The following is a 14,872-nucleotide window of genomic DNA, read 5'->3' on the forward strand; positions in this document are numbered from 1 at the left end:
GATGCTGGCGGCGCTGGGAGACCGCTTCGAGATTTTCGACTGGCGCAACGCGATTGCGATACTCGAGAACGTCCACGCCGGCGAGGCGGCGGACATCGCGGCCGTCCTCGGCGCATTCACGCTGCGCCACAGCGAGGAGGCCGTCGGCGGCGGCGACAAGTCCCGCATCGCCGCCTTCATCGACAAGGGCCTGTCCGAGCGCGGGTGGATTGAGAAGGCCTTCGACACGCGCATCGTCGTCGACGGGGTCGAGACGCCCTCGCCGACCCATGGCGTCGACTGTTTTCGCGGCAGGGTGGCGCTCGAGGTGGAGTGGAACAACAAGGATCCGTTCTTCGACCGAGACCTCAACAACTTCCGCCTGCTCTACGATCTCCGGGTCGTCGATGTCGGCGTCATCGTGACCCGCGCCACATCGCTTGAGAAGGTGTTGCGTGGGGTTGGTCGATCAGCGACTACATATGGTAAGGCTACGGCTCACACCGAGAAGCTCTACCCCAAGATCAAAGGGGGCGGGGCTGGCGGCTGCCCGGCGCCGGTTCTGGGGATCACGGAGCGCGCCTATGTCGACGACCGAGCTTGACGCAACGATCGCCGACTTCCGCGAAAAGCTTGCTGGGCGGCGGTTTCGCACGCTTCTCGCCGACCCGCCGTGGCGCTTCGTGAACCGGACCGGGAAGATGGCGCCGGAGCACCGCAGGCTGGCGCCATACGCCACCATGAGCACGGAGGAAATCTGTGCGCTGCCCGTCGCCGAAGCGCTCGACGACCCGGCGCACCTCTACCTGTGGACGCCCAACGCCCTGTTGCCGGACGCGCTTCGGGTGATGGCCGCGTGGGGCTTCACCTACAAGTCCAACCTCATCCGGCGAAAGATCCGCAAGGATGGCGGGTCGGACGGACGCGGCGTCGGCTTCTACTTCCGCAACGTCACCGAGATGATCCTGTTCGGCGTGCGCGGCAGGAACGCCCGCACGTTGCCGCCGGGGCGGCGACAGGTGAACTACCTCGAGTCGCGGAAACAGGAGCATTCGCGAAAACCCGCCGACCAGTATGCCCTGATTGAGGCCTCTTCTCCGGGCCCGGCGCTGGAGCTGTTCGCCCGCGGCGCGCGCGAGGGCTGGACCTATTGGGGAAATCAGGCCAGTGAGGCCTACGCTCCCGACTGGTCGACCTATGCCTACAACCCCACTCTGAAAGCCGCCGAATGACCCAACCTCTTCGCGTCGGCCTCGCCGGCCTCGGCACCGTGGGCGCCGGCGTCGCGCGCCTGCTGCGCGACAACGCCGATCTCATCGCGCCGCGGGCGGGCCGGCCCATCGCGGTGGGCGCCGTCTCGGCGCGCAACCGCGGACGCGACCGGGGCGTGGACCTGTCAGCGGCGGCGTGGGAGGACGACCCCGTGGCGCTGGCGGGGCGCGGCGATCTCGACGTCGTGGTTGAGGCGATGGGCGGCTCGGACGGGCCGGCGCTTGCGACCGTGCAGGCCGCCCTCTCCGCCGGCCGGCATGTCGTGACGGCGAACAAGGCCCTGCTCGCCTGGCACGGCGCCGCGCTCGCCGCCGCCGCCGAGGCCGCCGGCGTCGCGCTGCGCTTCGAGGCCGCCGTCGCCGGCGGCGTGCCCATCGTCAAGGGGCTGTCGGAGGGCCTCGCCGCGAACCGCATCGCGCGCGTCTACGGCGTGCTGAACGGCACCTGCAACTACATCCTGACCGAGATGGCGCGCTCGGGCCGCGACTACGCGCCGGTTCTGGCCGAGGCGCAGGCCAAGGGCTACGCCGAGGCCGACCCGAGCTTCGACGTCGGCGGGATCGACGCCGCGCACAAGCTGGCGCTGCTGGCGAGCCTCGCCTTCGGCGTGAAGCCGGATTTCGGCTCGGTCTCGGTCGAGGGGATCGACGCGGTGTCGCTCGCCGACATCGCCCATGCCGACGCGCTCGGCTACCGCGTCAAGCTGCTCGGCGTGGCGCGGCGCGACGGCGACGCCGTTGAGCGCGCCGTGCGCCCCTGCCTGGTGCGCGCCGGCAGCGCGATCGGCCAGCTCGACGGCGTCACGAACGCGGTGGTGGTGGAGGGCGATTTCGTCGGCCGGTGCGTGTTCGAGGGCCCCGGCGCCGGCGCCGGGCCGACCGCCTCGGCCATCGTCGCCGACCTGATCGACATCGCCCGCGGCGCCGCCGGCCCCGCCTTCGGCGTTCCCGCCGCGAGCCTGGCGCCGCCGGTCTCGGGAGCGCTGCGCCCCGCCGAGCACTACGTCCGCCTGTCGCTCGACGATCGGCCTGGCGCGCTGGCCGAGATCGCCGCCGACCTCGGGACGGAGGGCGTCTCGATCCGCGCCATGAACCAGCCCGACCATGCCGGCGAGGGCGGCGCGACGGTGCTGATCGTCACCCACGCCTGCCAGCGCGAGGCGCTCGATCGGGCGCTGGCGCGCGTCGCGGCGCGGCCCGTCAGCCTCGCGGAGCCTGTGGCGTTCCGCATCGAGGACGTCTGAGCCGCGCGCTTGCGCCGGGCCTCCCGCCCGGCCTAGATGCGCAGGCCGCCACTGCAACAGCCCGGAGTGACCCAGCCATGTCAGACGCCAGCGCGTTCGAGTTCAAGGACCGCATGCTCTCGCTGGGCCTCGCCCGCGTGTCGGAGGCCGCAGCCATCGCCTCGGCGAAGCTGATCGGCCGCGGCGACGAGAAGGCCGCCGATCAGGCCGCCGTGGACGCCATGCGCACCCAGCTGAACTTGCTCGACATCCGCGGGACCGTGGTCATCGGCGAGGGCGAGCGCGACGAGGCGCCGATGCTCTACATCGGCGAGGAGGTCGGCTCCGGCGAGGGGCCGGAGGTCGACATCGCGCTCGATCCGCTGGAGGGCACCACGCTCACCGCCAAGGCGATGCCGAACGCGCTGGCCGTGATCGCGCTGGCGCCGCGCGGCTCGATGCTGCACGCCCCCGACGTCTACATGTGGAAGCTCGCCATCGGTCCGGGCTTTCCCGAGGGCGTGGTGAGCCTCGACGCCGACCCCGCCGACAACGTCCGCGAACTCGCCAGGGCCAAGGGCGTGCCGCCGGAGCAGATCACCGTCTGCATCCTCGAGCGGCCCCGCCACGCCGAGATGATCGACAAGGTCCGCGCGACCGGCGCCTCGATCCGCCTCATCACCGATGGGGACGTCGCCGGCGTGATCCACTGCGCCGAAAGCAGCGCCACCGGCATCGACATGTACATGGGCGCCGGCGGCGCCCCCGAGGGCGTGCTCGCCGCCTCCGCGCTGCGCTGCATGGGCGGCCAGATCTACGGCCGGCTCTGGTTCCGCAGCGACGACGAGAAGGCCCGCGCCACCCGAGCCGGCATCACCGATTTCGACCGCGTCTACTCGCTGCGGGACATGGTGACGGCCGACGTCATCTTTGCCGCCACCGGCGTGACGGACGGCTCGATCCTGAAGGGCGCCAGGCGCGACGGCGCGTATCTGGAGACCGAGACGCTGCTGATGCGCTCCAAGACCGGCTCAGTCCGGCGCATCACCTATCGCCAGAAGAACCAGTAGCCTCGCCCGCGTGTTTCCAGCGTCGGTGCAGCCAGAACCACTGCCCCGGCGCAGCGTCGATCCAGGCGCAGTAGCGCGCGTTGATGGCGCGCATCAGCGCCTCGCCCGTCTCGCCGACGACGGGCGGCTCGAACGCCACGTCGAAGGACGCGCCGTCCGGGCGGCGCCGGGCGCAGACCGGCACCAGCGGCGCGCCGAGGCGCAGGGCCAGTTCCGCCATCGCCGCGGCGGTCTGGGCGGGCTTTCCGAGGAAGGGAAGCTCCAGACCGCCGCCGAGGCGCTGGTCCAGCAGGATCAGTACGGCGCCCCCGCCGCGCAGGTGGCGCACCATGGCGCGCTGGCCGTCCCGGCCCTTCACCATAATGGGTTCTCCGGCAAGGCGGATCTTGCCGCGGACAAGCGCGTCGAACGGCGCATTGTTCATGGGGCGGAAGATCAGGCCGACCTCCACGCCCGCGTCGCGCGCCGCCAGCCGCGCCACTTCCCAGTTGCCGAAATGCGCGCTTACAAGCACGACGCCCCGCCCAGCGGCGACGGCGGCGCGCAGGTGCTCGAGCCCGGTGGCCGGGCGCGCCTCGCGCCGCTGCGCGACCCGCTCCATCTGTATGTATTCAAGGAGCACGCGGCCGAAATTGTCGCCCACCTGCGCGGCGAGGGCGCGCGCCCCGCGCGGATCGCGGCCGAGATGGCGCAGGTTGTCGGCGATGCGGCGCGCGAAGGGCGTCAGCGGCAGCGCGAGACGCCCGAGGCCGCCGAACAGCGCGAGCCCCGCGCGATGCGGCAGCGCCATGAACGGCGCGATCGCCAGCACGAACAGGCCGGCGGACAGCCATGCGCCCACCCCGTTGTCGCGCGCGCGGCTCACGTCCGCGCCCTCATCTGCTCCCGCCGCCAGACATAGAGGCCGGACCCGACGATGATCGCCGCACCGGTGACGGTCCACAGGTCCGGCGCGTCGCCGAAGAACAGGTAGCCCCAGAGCGCGGCGAACATCAGCGACGCGTAGGTGAAGGGCGCGATGGCCGAGGCCGGCGCCGTGTTGAACGCGACGATCAGCAGCCACTGGCCGACGGAGCCCACGCCCGCCATGCAGACCATCACCATTGCGTCGGCCCATGTCGGCGTGGTCCAGACGAAGGGAACCATCGCGCTCGCCACCACGGCCCCGAGCGTCGCGGTGTAGAGCAGCGTCGTCAGGTGGCTCTCGTCGCGGCCCAGAAAGCGCGTGGCGATGGAGTAGCCGGCGAACAGCAACGCGGCGAGCAGCGGCAGCAGGGCGGCCGGCTGGAACACGTCAGCCCCCGGCCGGACGATGATGAGCGCGCCGATGAAGCCCACCGCCACGCCCGCCCAGCGGCGCGGCCCGACCTGCTCGCCCAGCACCAGCGCCGCGAGCGCGGTGATCGCCAGCGGGGCGGTCTGGAAGATCGCGGTCGCGTCGGCCAGCGGCATCGTCGAGAAGGCGAAGAAGCCGCAGAGGGTCGCCGAGAACAGCATCGCCGAGCGGATGATCTGAAGCCTGAGATGTCGCGTGCGCGCCAGCGTCGCGATCCTCGGGCTGACGACGATCGCCACGAGCGTCGCCTGACCGGCGTAGCGCGCCCACACAACCTGCAGCGGGTCGTAACGCGCCATCAGCCCCTTCGCGACCGCGTCCATCGAGGCGAAAAGCGCCATCGCGAGGATCAGGAGCGCCGCCCCGCGCGCCTCGTGGGGCAGCGCTGCGAAGCGCGAGGCGATGACGGTCATGGTCCCTCGAAGGCAGGGGGCTTTGAACAGGGTCGCGGGCCGAAGGGTCGGCGCCGCGGTCGTCAGGTCTGCGGGACGGCCACGCCGATCATGCAGTCGCGCGTCACGAGCCCGGCGAGCCTCTCGGCGGGCCAGCCATCCGTGCCCTCCGGCCGTCGCGGCACAACGAGATAGCGCATGTCCGCGGTGCTGTCGTGGACGCGCACGGCGACGCCCTCGGGCAGTCTCAGCCCGAACTCCGCCAGCACCGCCCGAGGCTCGCGCACGGTGCGGGAGCGATAGGCGCGCGACTTGTACCAGTCCGGCGGCAGACCCAGCAGGTTGCGCGGATAGCAGGAGCAGAGCGTGCAGACGACGACGTTGTGCGTCTCGGCGTCGTTCGCCACCGCGACGAGCTTCATGGCCTCGACCTCGACGCCCATCTCGCGGCAGGCGGCGGAGCCGTCCGCGATCAGGCGGTCGCGGAAGGCGGGGTCGGTCCAGGCGCGGGCCACGACGCGCGCCCCGACGGCGGGGCTGCGCGCGTCCATCCGCGTGACCTGCGCCGCGATCTCGGCGGGCGTGGTCACGCCCTTCTCGACGAGGAGCTCGCGCACCGCGATCTCCATGCGCCGCCAGTAGGTCAGCCGGTCGTCGGCGTCGGCGGGCGGCGCGTGGTCATGGTCGGTCTCATGGCCGTCATGCGGCATCTGCGGGCTCCAGCCAGTGTTCGTAGAGCTCCACGTCGAGCGTGTCCTGCGCCGCGCCGGCGCCCCACAGCGCGGCGAGCGCGAAGCGCACGCGGTAGAGCGGCAGGGCAGGCAGGCCGTCGCGCCGCGCCGCGAGTTCCTCGGGGTTGGGAAACGCGCCGCAGACGCGCTCCACGCGCCCCGTGCGGCCGCGGATGTACCACGGCGTCCGGATATGGCCCGGGCCGTCACGAAAGCTCACCTTCACCGCGTCGCCCGGCGAGAACCGGGGGCGCCCTGCGGGATAGGGCGGCGGCGGCGCCGGGCCGACCTCGGGAAGCGCCTCAGCCCGCGGCGCCATCGAGCGACGCCTCCGCATAGCTGTCGCCGCGCGCCGCGACCTCGGCCATCTTCGCGCCCAGCTCGTCGGCGGTGAAGGCTCCGGCGTCCACGAGGTTGCGCGCCACGGCGCTCATCCAGCGCTCGTAATAGGTCATGCTCTCGAAGGCTTCCGGGCCCATCTCCTCCAGCGCGCGGCGCAGGCCGTCGACCGTGAAGAGGCCCTTGTTGGAGCACAGCACCATCAGGGCGTCCACCCGCTTCTCCCACAGGGCGAAGTCGTGTTCCGCGCGCGGCACGGGGCCGGCGGCGTCGCCGCCCATGTCGTGCCAGCTTCGGCCCAAGTCCGGGCGTGCGTCTGGGCGTGGGTCTGATGCGGTGCTCATGGCGCTGAGGCTACCGTGCGGAAACGCCGCTGTCGATGCGCGCCGCGCCCCGCGGACGCGCTATGTTGAGGGCGCGGCCGGTTCGGAGAACGCGACGGCCGCCAGAGAGAAACCGGAGGAAACAGTATGCGCAGAACGCCCATCGCAGCCCTTCTCGCCGCCGCGCTCGCCTGCCCGGCGCTCGCTCAGGACACGCCGGCCCCGGCGGGCGCCGAACTCACGATCCTCTCCCCGCAGGACGGCGCGACGGTGTCGAGCCCCGTCACGGTGATCTTCGGCCTTTCCGGCATGGGCGTCGCGCCGGCGGGGGTGGAGCGCGAGAACACCGGCCACCACCACCTGCTCATCAACGCTGCGCTGGAGGGCGACGCGCTGCGCGAGCCGATCCCGGCCGACGAGAACCACCGCCATTTCGGCGGCGGCCAGACCCAGACGACGCTTGAGCTGGCGCCGGGCGAGCACCGTCTTCAGCTCGTCCTCGGCGACTGGGCGCATGTGCCCCACGAGCCGCCGGTGCTGTCCGCGCCGATCACCATCACCGTCGAGTAGGTCGGCTCGACGCCGCGGCGACGCGGCATATCTCGTACCGCGTCGTCAATTCGGGAGGACTCCATGACATCCGCCTTCAAGATCCTCGCTGCAGCCGCCGCGCTGCTGAGCCCCCTCGCCGCCGCGGCCGACATGCTCGACGGGCGTGGCCTCGCCCGCGCCCAGCACGGGGTGGTCGGGGCGCCCGTCGACGTTGGGATACCCGCGCCGTCGTCGCCGCGCGTCTTCATCCTCAACCTGCATGACGGCATGGAGGTCGTGAGCCCTGTGAGGGTGGAGTTCGGCCTGCTCGGCATGATGGTCGCGCCTGCGGGGGAGGTCGAGGAGGGCTATGGCCACCATCATCTGCTCGTCGACGCCTCGGCGGCGGATCTGGACCTGGCGCAGCCCATCCCCGCCGACGACAGTCATATCCATTTCGGAGATGGCGCACGCGCGACCGAGATCACGCTCGCGCCCGGCGTCCATACGCTTCAACTGGTGATGGGGGACGGAAATCACGTTCCTCACGATCCGCCGGTGATCTCGGCGCCCGTGAGGATCACCGTCGTCGGCCAGGTTCCGCCAGCCGCCTCGACGATGTGAAGAGTTGCGCCGGGGTCAGCCCCCCGGCGCCGTTCGGCGCTGCGCCTAGCTGCGCGGCGCCACCACCATGATCATCTGGCGGCCTTCCATCTTCGGCATGGACTCAACCTTGCCGAGCGCGTCGACATCGGCGGAGATGCGCTCGAGCAGGCTCCGACCGATCTCGATATGCGCCATTTCGCGACCGCGGAACCGCAGCGTCACCTTCACCTTGTCCCCCTCTTCGAGGAACTTGTGCACGCTGCGCATCTTCACGTCATAATCATGCGTGTCGATGTTCGGCCGGAACTTGACTTCCTTGATCTCGATGACACGCTGGTTCTTGCGAGCCTCTGCCGCCTTCTTCTGGAGTTCGTACTTGTATTTTCCGAAATCCATGATCTTGCAGACGGGCGGGGCGGCGTTCGGCGAGATCTCCACGAGATCGAGGCCGACCTCCTCCGCCATCTGAACCCCGAGTTCAGGGCGCACGACGCCATGGTTGTCGCCGTTGTGGTCGATCAGGCGGATTTCCGGGGCTCGGATCATCCGGTTGACGCGGGGGCCGGTGTCGCGGGTCGGCGGCGCCTGATGCGGTCTTCGAGCTATGGTCCTGCTCCGTCATTGCGCCCGAACATTGCGGGCTGAAAACGCTTAAGGAGCCGCACGAGGCGACTCCGGACCCTTAAGATACCGCAGTTGCGGCGGGACGCAAGCCCGCCCTAGCGCAGGACCATCACCGTCGGTGTCGCCGGCAGCGTCTCGCGCGAGAGCGTCAGCGACCGCCCCCCCGCCTCCCGCACCTCGAAATCATCGGCCATGCCGGCGAGGAACCGGTCGAGGTTCGACGGCCCGAACCAGTGCATCGGGATCACGACGCGCGCCCTCAGCCGCTTCAGCACGTCGATCATCGCGGGGATGTTCATGGTGTAGCCGCCGTCCACCGGCGCCATCACCACGTCGAGTCGGCCGATCATGCCGTAGTGCAGGTCGGTCGGCTTGTGGTGCAGGTGCCCAAGATGGCCGATGCACAGGCCGTGGGCCTCGAAGATGAAGATCGAATTGCCGAACGGCTCGACCCCGCCATCCCAGCGGCGGATGTCCGTCGGCACGTTGCGCACCAGCAGATCATCGAGTTCGAGATAGTGCATCGCCTCCCCGCCCTCGGGGTTCCAGCCGCGCAGGACGTTGGCGATGCGCGGGTCCGGCGACGGCGTCCAGTGGCTTGAATGGGCGTGGTTCATCGTGACGATCTCGGGAACGTCGCCCCCGCCCCAGTAACCCGCGAAATCGGTGACGGCGGTCGCTCCCGCCGGCGTCTCGATGCGGAAGGCGGCATGGCCGAGAAACTCGATCGAGACCTGTTCCGGCCCCAGCGACGTCGGGATCACGCGCGGCGCCGACGGCTCGGGCCATGCGACCTGCAGACAGTTCGAGGCGAAGGCCGGAGCCGCGCCGAGCGAGGCGGTCAGGGCGAGTGCGATGGCGGCGTTGCGCATGACGACGCTCCTCTGCAATGGCGGGCCAACCGGCCAAGAGTGAGGATAGGCGCGCCGCCCCGTCAGACAAGCGGAAGAAGTTGTCGCCGGCGCGCTTCAGCGCCATTCTCATCGCAGCCGTCGCAATGGGCGGCGCCGTGCACGCCGAATGGGCGGCTCCTGATCCGGCGAAGGGCGTCCCTGAGCGGGTGCGCCAGCGTCGGCGTTGCGGAGTGGCGCGCCGCCGGAGGACTTCGCCGATGAGCAACGACGGATTTGCGGTCGCCGAGACCGGCGCCGGGCCGGAAGCGGTCCGCTGAGCATGGCTGCTGCGACCCGCGCCATCGGCATGGCGCGCAGCCTGTTGCGGCTGGTGTCGAGGCCGCTGCGCTGGCTTCTGACTGCGCTCTCCGCGCTGCGGAGCGCGACGCTGGCGGCGCTGCTGATCGTATCGCTCGCGGTCTCGACGCTGAGCGTCACCCTCGGGATACTGTCCTTCACCTCCTCCGCCTTCGTCGGCGCCGTGAGCTCGCTCGCGTCGCGTGCGGGGCTGACCACCGTTCAGGCCAGCCAGCGCGCGCTGCGCGGCCGGATCGCGAGACAGGTGGCGCAGCGCAGCCTCACCGGCGTCGCCCGCAGCCTCACCGGCGTCGCCACGCAGTCGGCGCCTTTCGTCGGCGTCGCCGCCGTCGCCGGGCTCACCGCATGGGAGATCAGCGACTACTGCGCGACCATCGAGGACATGCGCGCGCTCGACCCCGACGCCGCCGAACCCGGCGCCTGCGAGGCGGCGCGCGGCGCCGCGGCGGATCTTGCCGCGCTCGCCTCGCAAATGGGTTTGACCGCGCCGCCGCAAGCCGATAGCCCCGAGGACGCGCATTCGGGAGAGCCATGATGACGGCGCTGACGGATTTCCTGCTGATCTGGGCCGCGGTTTACGGGGCCACGGTGCTGGGCTATTTCGGGCTGGGCCTGGCGCTCGACCGCCTCAACCGACGCCATCCCGAACGGCGCATCCAGCCGAAGCGGCGCGGCGAGGACCGGGCGCGCATCGAGATCGTCCAGAGCCTCAAGTCGCTGGTCGTCACCTGCGGCTGCCTGGCGGGCGGGCTTTGGGCGCAGGCCTACGGGTTCACCCTCTGGTCTCCGCTCGCGCTGAACTGGTGGTCCGCCATCGGCATGTTCCTCGTCTCCATCTTGCTCTTCGACGCATGGTTCTACTGGGGCCACCGGCTCATGCACTGGCGGCCGCTCTACCGGCATCACCTGTGGCATCACCGCTCCGTCGCGCCGACCGTGTGGAGCAACTATTCCGACAGCCTCGCCGACGCCTTCGCGATGCAGAGCTACTACCTGATCGCGCCGATGCTGCTGCCCATCCCGGCGGCGGTGCTGATCGCACACCGGGTCTACGATCATGTGAACGGCATGATCGGGCACTCCGGCTTCGAGTACTTCGCCGACCGCAGCACCCGCTTCCCGTCGCCCTTCGTCTGCACGACGTTCCACGACCAGCACCATGAGCGCTTCGGCACGAACTACGCCAACTTCTTCTCGGCCTGGGACCGCATCTGCGGCACGCTCGCGCCGGACTACGACGAGAAGGTGCGCCGCTTCGAGAAACCCGATCCGCTGCGGAGCCCCGCCGAATGACCGACGCCGATGAGCGCCTGAACCTCGCGGACCCGCAGCAGCGCCCGCGTTTCACCGGCCTCGCGACCTTCTTCAGGGCGCCGGTCGCCGAGAGCGCCGAGGGCCTCGACATCGCGCTCGTCGGCGTGCCCTATGACGGCGGCGTGACCAATCGCCCCGGCACGCGCCACGGGCCGCGCGAGGTGCGCAACCAGTCCTCGCTGATGCGCCGCATCAATCAGGCGACCGGCGCGGCGCCCTTCGCCTCGGCGCGCGTCGCCGACATCGGCGACGCCTGGGTGGCAAAACCCTTCGAACTCAGCGGCGCCCATGCCGAGATCGAGGCGTTCTTCGCGCAGGTGAAGGCCGCCGGCGCGCGGGCGCTCGCCTGTGGCGGCGACCATTCCATCAGCCTGCCGATCCTGCGCGCGCTGGCGGGCGACGCGCCGCTCGGGATGATCCACATCGACGCCCACGCCGACACCGGCGACAATTACGGCGGCTCGCGCTTCCACCACGGCGCGCCCTTCAAGATCGCCGTGGACGAGGGGCTGCTCGACCCGAAGCGCGTCGCGCAGATCGGGATCCGCGGCTCGATGTTCGATCCCGACATGTGGAAGTTCTCCCACGACAGCGGGATGAAGGTCATCTACGTCGAGGAGTTGGAGGCCCGCGGCTGGCGGGCCTGCATGGCGGACGCGCTGGCCTTCGTCGGCGACGGGCCGATCTACGTCTCGTTCGACATCGACGCGCTCGACCCCGCCTTCGCCCCGGGCACCGGCACGCCCGAGGCCGGCGGGCTGACGATGCGCGAGGCGATGGGCATGGTGCGGATGCTGAAGGGCCGCGACATCCGCGGCGCCGACATGGTCGAGGTCTCGCCGCCCTTCGACACCGGCGGCCTCACCGCGATGAACGGCGCCACGATCATGTTCGAGCTGCTCTGCGTCATGGCGGGCGGCCCCCCGGTCCCCACCGGCCACCCCGAAGCGCCCGCCCGGGTCTAGAGCCGGGCAGGACGCGAAGCGCGGAAGGCGGCCGATGGCCTGAAGTCGCCTCGCTCGACCCTTGGCCCGTGCGACCAGCACGGGACGCGCCCTCCCTCCGGGGCTCCGCCCGTTCGCCGCTGAAAACCCTCCCCCGGAGGGTTTTCCGGGCGCGGCTCACCCCCCAAGGGAGGGCGCATTGCAACGGCGCAACCCGCTGAACCGGTGAAGTTGTTTGCGCCATAAACCGCGCCGCTCAGCCGTCGCGAAGCGCCCACCCGAGGGAGGGCGCGGCCCTCATCGCTCAGCAGCGCCGCAGGGCGGAAGGCTGAAATCCGCGCAGCCGCGCCGCTCAACTACGCGCCCCGGTCGCCTTCGCATGGGCGCAGGCTCCGGATCGGCGGCTATCCCGCCCCTCAGACCTTCGCCAACCCGGTCAGGTGGCCGAGGTTCTTGAAGAAGATGCGGACATGGGCCAGCGGCTTCGCCTTCACCAGTTCCTTGTTCATGTAGGCGTCGAAGGTGAGTTCCTGAATGTCCTTGTCGCGACACATGGCGACGAAGCGCTCGCGGCGGTTGTCGCTGGAATACCAGTACTTCTGCATCTGGCCGAGGATCCAGAACACGCCGCCATGCAGTCGCATGAAGCGCTTGCGCGCGGTGGCGAGCTTGCGCGGGTCTCCGCTCGTCAGCGTCGCGTGGGCGGCGTCGGCGGCGAAGCGGCCGCCCAGCATCGCGTAGTAGATCCCCTCTCCTGAGGCCGGCGCCACGACGCCCGAGGCGTCTCCGGCCAGCACCACATCGCGCCCGTTATCCCATTTCGCGAGCGGTTTCAGCGGGATCGGAGCGCCCTCGCGCCTGATCGTCTCGGCGCCGCTCAGGCCCGAGGCCGCGCGCAGGTCGGCTGTCGCCTGCTTCAGCGACACGCCGTCGAGCTCGGTGCCCATGCCCACGCTGGTGGTCGCGCCATGGGGAAAGACCCAGCCGTAGAAGTCCGGCGAGATGCGTCCGTCATAGATCACGTCGCACTGCTGCGCGTCCCAGTCCCGCCCCTCCGGCGAGCGGACGATCTCGTGATAGGCGATGACGTAGGGGATCGCGTCGCCGCCCGGCACCTCCTGCCGGGCGACGTTGGAGCGCGCGCCGTCGGCGCCGATCACCACCCGCGCCCGCACCCGCGTCTCCGCGCCCATCGAGGCGTCGCCCTTCGGCCGATAGACGACCTGCGCCACGCCGTCGTCGCCCCGCTCGATGCGCGCGAAGGCGCCGGCGCGGCGCTCGGCGCCGGCAAGGCGCGCCCGCTCGCGCAGCCACTCGTCGAAATGCTCGCGGTCGACCATGCCGACGAAGCCGCCTTCGATGGGAATGGTGACCTTGGCGCCCTTGGGCGAGATCATCCGAGCGCGTCGCACCTTGGCGACGAGCTGGCTTTCGGGGATGTCGAAGTCCACGATCGCCTTTGGCGGAATGGCGCCGCCGCAGGGCTTGATGCGCCCGGCGCGGTCGAGCAGCAGCACGCTGCGCCCGGCGCGGGCGAGGTCGTGCGCCGCGGTGGCGCCGGCGGGGCCGCCGCCGATCACGGCCACGTCGAATATCTCCGGCGACACAGGCTCCTGCATCATCGCGTCATTCTCCCGCCACAAGCGCCGCCGCGGGCGCGTCGTTTCGATAGTCCGCCCGGCCGCGCGGGGCGCCGGCCCGCTCCACGCCCACCGAGGCGCCGAGCCACGCCGCGACCATGAAGAGCGTCGCCTCCAGTGCGAACACCGCCGCATAGGCGAGCGAGGGCTCGCCGACGAGCGCGCGGGCGATGTCCACAAGCGTCGCGCCGAGCAGCCCGCCAAGCCCGAAGGCGATCGCCTGCGACGCGCCCCACAGGCCCATGCGCGCGCCCTCGCGCCCCGCCCCCGTGGCGCCGGCCAGCGCCATCATCGAGGCGATGGCCGCCACCGCGAACATCCCGTTCATGAAGCCGAGCGCGAAGACGTTGACGGCCAGCGGCCAGCCGGGCGTAAAGGCTCCCGCCACCAACCCCGCCAGCGCCAGCCCCGAGCCGAGGCAGCCCGCGACGATCCAGAACGACAGGCGCCCCGCCGCCTCGCCCAGCAGCCGCCTGCCCGCCGCGCTCGCCGCCACCGCCGTCAGCACCATGCCGAAGAAGATGCCCGACTGCTGCTTGGCCGCCAGCGTCGTGCTCTCGCCCACGGTGAAGCCGAAGACATGGCCGGCGAAGGGCTCCAGGATCAGATCCTGCGCCGAGAAGGCCAGCATTGAAACGAAGACGAACACCGTGAAGCGTCGCGCGGCGGGCTCGGCCAGCGTCTCGCGGAGCACGTCCATGAAGGGGGTTTGCGCGGCTTCGGCCGAAGGCGCGGCCCCGCGCTCCATGCCGATCACGCCAAGCGTCGCCAGCGTCATCGCCGCCAGCGCGACGCAGCCCGCGACGGTGACGAGCCGCGCCGGCGAATAGGGGTCGAGGAAGGCGCCGGATATGCCGGCCGTCGCGCCGAGGCCGACGATCATCATCAGCCAGACGATGGTCGCGGCCGGCGCCCGGCGCTCAGGCGCGCAGCGCGTGGCCAGCAGCGCCAGAACCGCCGTGCCCGCCGCGCCGACGCCGCCGCCGATCAGCGTGAAGGCGAAGGTCGCCAGCGCCACGCCGGGCCAGAAAGCCGTCTCCATCAGCACCGTGGCGCAGGCGGCGAGGAAGCCGCCGGTCGCCAGCGCCGCCATGCCGCCGAGAATCCACGGCGTGCGCCGCCCGCGGTCGGAGCCGTGGCCCCAGCGCGGGCGCAGCATCCCCATCGCGTAGTGCAGTCCGACCAGCAGGCCCGGCAGCATCGCCGGCAGCGCCAGCTCCACCACCATCAAGCGGTTGAGGGTGGAGGTGGTCAGCACCACGACAGCCCCGAGGCCGACCTGCGCCAGCCCCAGCCTGAAGATGCCCGCCCAGCTCAGCGGTCGCAGCGCGCCCATCG

18 protein-coding genes are annotated in these 14,872 nt (G+C 71.2%); 9 read left to right on the forward strand and 9 right to left on the reverse strand.

Annotation, left to right across the window (positions count from 1 at the left end; genetic code table 11):
- Position 1 precedes the first annotated feature (1 nt).
- From BLW43_RS01975 to glpX, 4 genes are all read left to right on the forward strand, one after another.
- Positions 2-583 (forward strand): BglII/BstYI family type II restriction endonuclease, encoded by a 582-nt coding sequence (locus BLW43_RS01975; protein WP_093247845.1) that lies wholly within the window; start codon positions 2-4, stop codon positions 581-583.
- Positions 564-1,211: an MT-A70 family methyltransferase gene (locus BLW43_RS01980; RefSeq protein WP_093247847.1), complete on the forward strand. Its 648-nt coding sequence runs from the start codon at positions 564-566 to the stop codon at positions 1,209-1,211. The genes BLW43_RS01975 and BLW43_RS01980 overlap by 20 nt, the downstream gene beginning before the upstream one ends.
- Positions 1,208-2,494: a homoserine dehydrogenase gene (locus BLW43_RS01985; RefSeq protein WP_093247849.1), complete on the forward strand. Its 1,287-nt coding sequence runs from the start codon at positions 1,208-1,210 to the stop codon at positions 2,492-2,494. Before BLW43_RS01980 ends, BLW43_RS01985 begins: the two co-directional genes overlap by 4 nt.
- A gap of 77 nt (positions 2,495-2,571) precedes the next feature.
- Positions 2,572-3,543 (forward strand): class II fructose-bisphosphatase, encoded by a 972-nt coding sequence (glpX, locus tag BLW43_RS01990; RefSeq protein ID WP_093247851.1) that lies wholly within the window; start codon positions 2,572-2,574, stop codon positions 3,541-3,543.
- Here the strand turns inward: glpX and BLW43_RS01995 are convergent.
- From BLW43_RS01995 to BLW43_RS24560, 5 genes are all read right to left on the reverse strand, one after another.
- On the reverse strand, positions 3,518-4,408 hold the full coding sequence (locus BLW43_RS01995; RefSeq protein ID WP_093247853.1) for a lysophospholipid acyltransferase family protein: 891 nt from the start codon (positions 4,406-4,408) through the stop codon (positions 3,518-3,520). The two genes, glpX and BLW43_RS01995, sit on opposite strands and share 26 nt — an antisense overlap.
- Positions 4,405-5,292, reverse strand: a complete 888-nt coding sequence (locus tag BLW43_RS02000) for a DMT family transporter (protein WP_093247855.1) — start codon at positions 5,290-5,292, stop codon at positions 4,405-4,407. Before BLW43_RS02000 ends, BLW43_RS01995 begins: the two co-directional genes overlap by 4 nt.
- 62 nt (positions 5,293-5,354) lie before the next feature.
- The gene (nthA, locus tag BLW43_RS02005; protein ID WP_093247857.1) at positions 5,355-5,981 is read right to left on the reverse strand and encodes a nitrile hydratase subunit alpha; all 627 of its coding nucleotides are present in this window, start codon (positions 5,979-5,981) and stop codon (positions 5,355-5,357) included.
- Positions 5,971-6,321: an SH3-like domain-containing protein gene (locus BLW43_RS24555; protein ID WP_093247859.1), complete on the reverse strand. Its 351-nt coding sequence runs from the start codon at positions 6,319-6,321 to the stop codon at positions 5,971-5,973. The genes nthA and BLW43_RS24555 overlap by 11 nt, the downstream gene beginning before the upstream one ends.
- The gene (locus BLW43_RS24560) at positions 6,305-6,622 is read right to left on the reverse strand and encodes an SH3-like domain-containing protein (protein ID WP_093247861.1); all 318 of its coding nucleotides are present in this window, start codon (positions 6,620-6,622) and stop codon (positions 6,305-6,307) included. Before BLW43_RS24560 ends, BLW43_RS24555 begins: the two co-directional genes overlap by 17 nt.
- 189 nt (positions 6,623-6,811) lie before the next feature.
- Between BLW43_RS24560 and BLW43_RS02020 the strand changes: the two genes are divergently transcribed.
- A complete protein-coding gene (locus tag BLW43_RS02020; protein WP_093247863.1) occupies positions 6,812-7,234 on the forward strand; it encodes a DUF4399 domain-containing protein in 423 nt (140 codons plus the stop codon).
- A gap of 63 nt (positions 7,235-7,297) precedes the next feature.
- Positions 7,298-7,819 (forward strand): DUF4399 domain-containing protein, encoded by a 522-nt coding sequence (locus BLW43_RS02025; RefSeq protein ID WP_217632077.1) that lies wholly within the window; start codon positions 7,298-7,300, stop codon positions 7,817-7,819.
- Positions 7,820-7,864: 45 nt separating this feature from the next.
- Here the strand turns inward: BLW43_RS02025 and infC are convergent, their stop codons facing one another.
- Together infC and BLW43_RS02035 are read right to left on the reverse strand one after the other, a co-directional pair.
- Positions 7,865-8,407, reverse strand: coding sequence for a translation initiation factor IF-3 (infC, locus tag BLW43_RS02030; protein ID WP_093247865.1), 543 nt, complete (start codon positions 8,405-8,407; stop codon positions 7,865-7,867).
- A gap of 113 nt (positions 8,408-8,520) precedes the next feature.
- Positions 8,521-9,297: an MBL fold metallo-hydrolase gene (locus BLW43_RS02035; RefSeq protein ID WP_093247867.1), complete on the reverse strand. Its 777-nt coding sequence runs from the start codon at positions 9,295-9,297 to the stop codon at positions 8,521-8,523.
- 301 nt (positions 9,298-9,598) lie between these two features.
- Here BLW43_RS02035 and BLW43_RS02040 point away from each other — a divergent pair, with 301 nt between their 5' ends.
- From BLW43_RS02040 to speB, 3 genes are read left to right on the forward strand one after another with little or no spacing between them, the layout of a single operon-like run.
- A complete protein-coding gene (locus BLW43_RS02040) occupies positions 9,599-10,171 on the forward strand; it encodes a hypothetical protein (protein ID WP_093247868.1) in 573 nt (190 codons plus the stop codon).
- Complete coding sequence (locus BLW43_RS02045; protein ID WP_093247870.1) at positions 10,171-10,929, forward strand: sterol desaturase family protein; 759 nt, start codon at positions 10,171-10,173, stop codon at positions 10,927-10,929. Before BLW43_RS02040 ends, BLW43_RS02045 begins: the two co-directional genes overlap by 1 nt.
- Positions 10,926-11,915, forward strand: a complete 990-nt coding sequence (speB, locus tag BLW43_RS02050; protein WP_093247872.1) for an agmatinase — start codon at positions 10,926-10,928, stop codon at positions 11,913-11,915. Before BLW43_RS02045 ends, speB begins: the two co-directional genes overlap by 4 nt.
- 395 nt (positions 11,916-12,310) lie before the next feature.
- On the opposite strand, the gene BLW43_RS02055 is transcribed toward speB, so the two are convergent.
- Positions 12,311-13,516, reverse strand: a complete 1,206-nt coding sequence (locus tag BLW43_RS02055; protein WP_245730878.1) for a geranylgeranyl diphosphate reductase — start codon at positions 13,514-13,516, stop codon at positions 12,311-12,313.
- 4 nt (positions 13,517-13,520) lie between these two features.
- The gene (locus BLW43_RS02060; RefSeq protein ID WP_093247874.1) at positions 13,521-14,870 is read right to left on the reverse strand and encodes a BCD family MFS transporter; all 1,350 of its coding nucleotides are present in this window, start codon (positions 14,868-14,870) and stop codon (positions 13,521-13,523) included.
- Positions 14,871-14,872: the final 2 nt, after the last annotated feature.

Origin of the sequence: Rubrimonas cliftonensis (genome assembly GCF_900107585.1) — a bacterium.
In the GTDB taxonomy this organism is placed as follows: Bacteria; Pseudomonadota; Alphaproteobacteria; order Rhodobacterales; family Rhodobacteraceae; genus Rubrimonas; species Rubrimonas cliftonensis.

Coding starts and splice junctions, on each gene's coding strand:
- glpX (WP_093247851.1), top strand. CDS start 2,572: ATGTCAGACGCCAGCGCGTTCGAGTTCAAGGACCGCATGCTCTCGCTG.
- BLW43_RS02055 (WP_245730878.1), bottom strand. CDS start 13,516: ATGATGCAGGAGCCTGTGTCGCCGGAGATATTCGACGTGGCCGTGATC.
- BLW43_RS01985 (WP_093247849.1), top strand. CDS start 1,208: ATGACCCAACCTCTTCGCGTCGGCCTCGCCGGCCTCGGCACCGTGGGC.
- nthA (WP_093247857.1), bottom strand. CDS start 5,981: ATGCCGCATGACGGCCATGAGACCGACCATGACCACGCGCCGCCCGCC.
- BLW43_RS01975 (WP_093247845.1), top strand. CDS start 2: ATGCTGGCGGCGCTGGGAGACCGCTTCGAGATTTTCGACTGGCGCAAC.
- BLW43_RS24555 (WP_093247859.1), bottom strand. CDS start 6,321: ATGGCGCCGCGGGCTGAGGCGCTTCCCGAGGTCGGCCCGGCGCCGCCG.
- BLW43_RS02020 (WP_093247863.1), top strand. CDS start 6,812: ATGCGCAGAACGCCCATCGCAGCCCTTCTCGCCGCCGCGCTCGCCTGC.
- BLW43_RS02045 (WP_093247870.1), top strand. CDS start 10,171: ATGACGGCGCTGACGGATTTCCTGCTGATCTGGGCCGCGGTTTACGGG.
- BLW43_RS02000 (WP_093247855.1), bottom strand. CDS start 5,292: ATGACCGTCATCGCCTCGCGCTTCGCAGCGCTGCCCCACGAGGCGCGC.
- BLW43_RS01980 (WP_093247847.1), top strand. CDS start 564: ATGTCGACGACCGAGCTTGACGCAACGATCGCCGACTTCCGCGAAAAG.
- BLW43_RS02025 (WP_217632077.1), top strand. CDS start 7,298: ATGACATCCGCCTTCAAGATCCTCGCTGCAGCCGCCGCGCTGCTGAGC.
- BLW43_RS02060 (WP_093247874.1), bottom strand. CDS start 14,870: ATGGGCGCGCTGCGACCGCTGAGCTGGGCGGGCATCTTCAGGCTGGGG.
- BLW43_RS02035 (WP_093247867.1), bottom strand. CDS start 9,297: ATGCGCAACGCCGCCATCGCACTCGCCCTGACCGCCTCGCTCGGCGCG.
- BLW43_RS24560 (WP_093247861.1), bottom strand. CDS start 6,622: ATGGGCGGCGACGCCGCCGGCCCCGTGCCGCGCGCGGAACACGACTTC.
- BLW43_RS02040 (WP_093247868.1), top strand. CDS start 9,599: ATGGCTGCTGCGACCCGCGCCATCGGCATGGCGCGCAGCCTGTTGCGG.
- speB (WP_093247872.1), top strand. CDS start 10,926: ATGACCGACGCCGATGAGCGCCTGAACCTCGCGGACCCGCAGCAGCGC.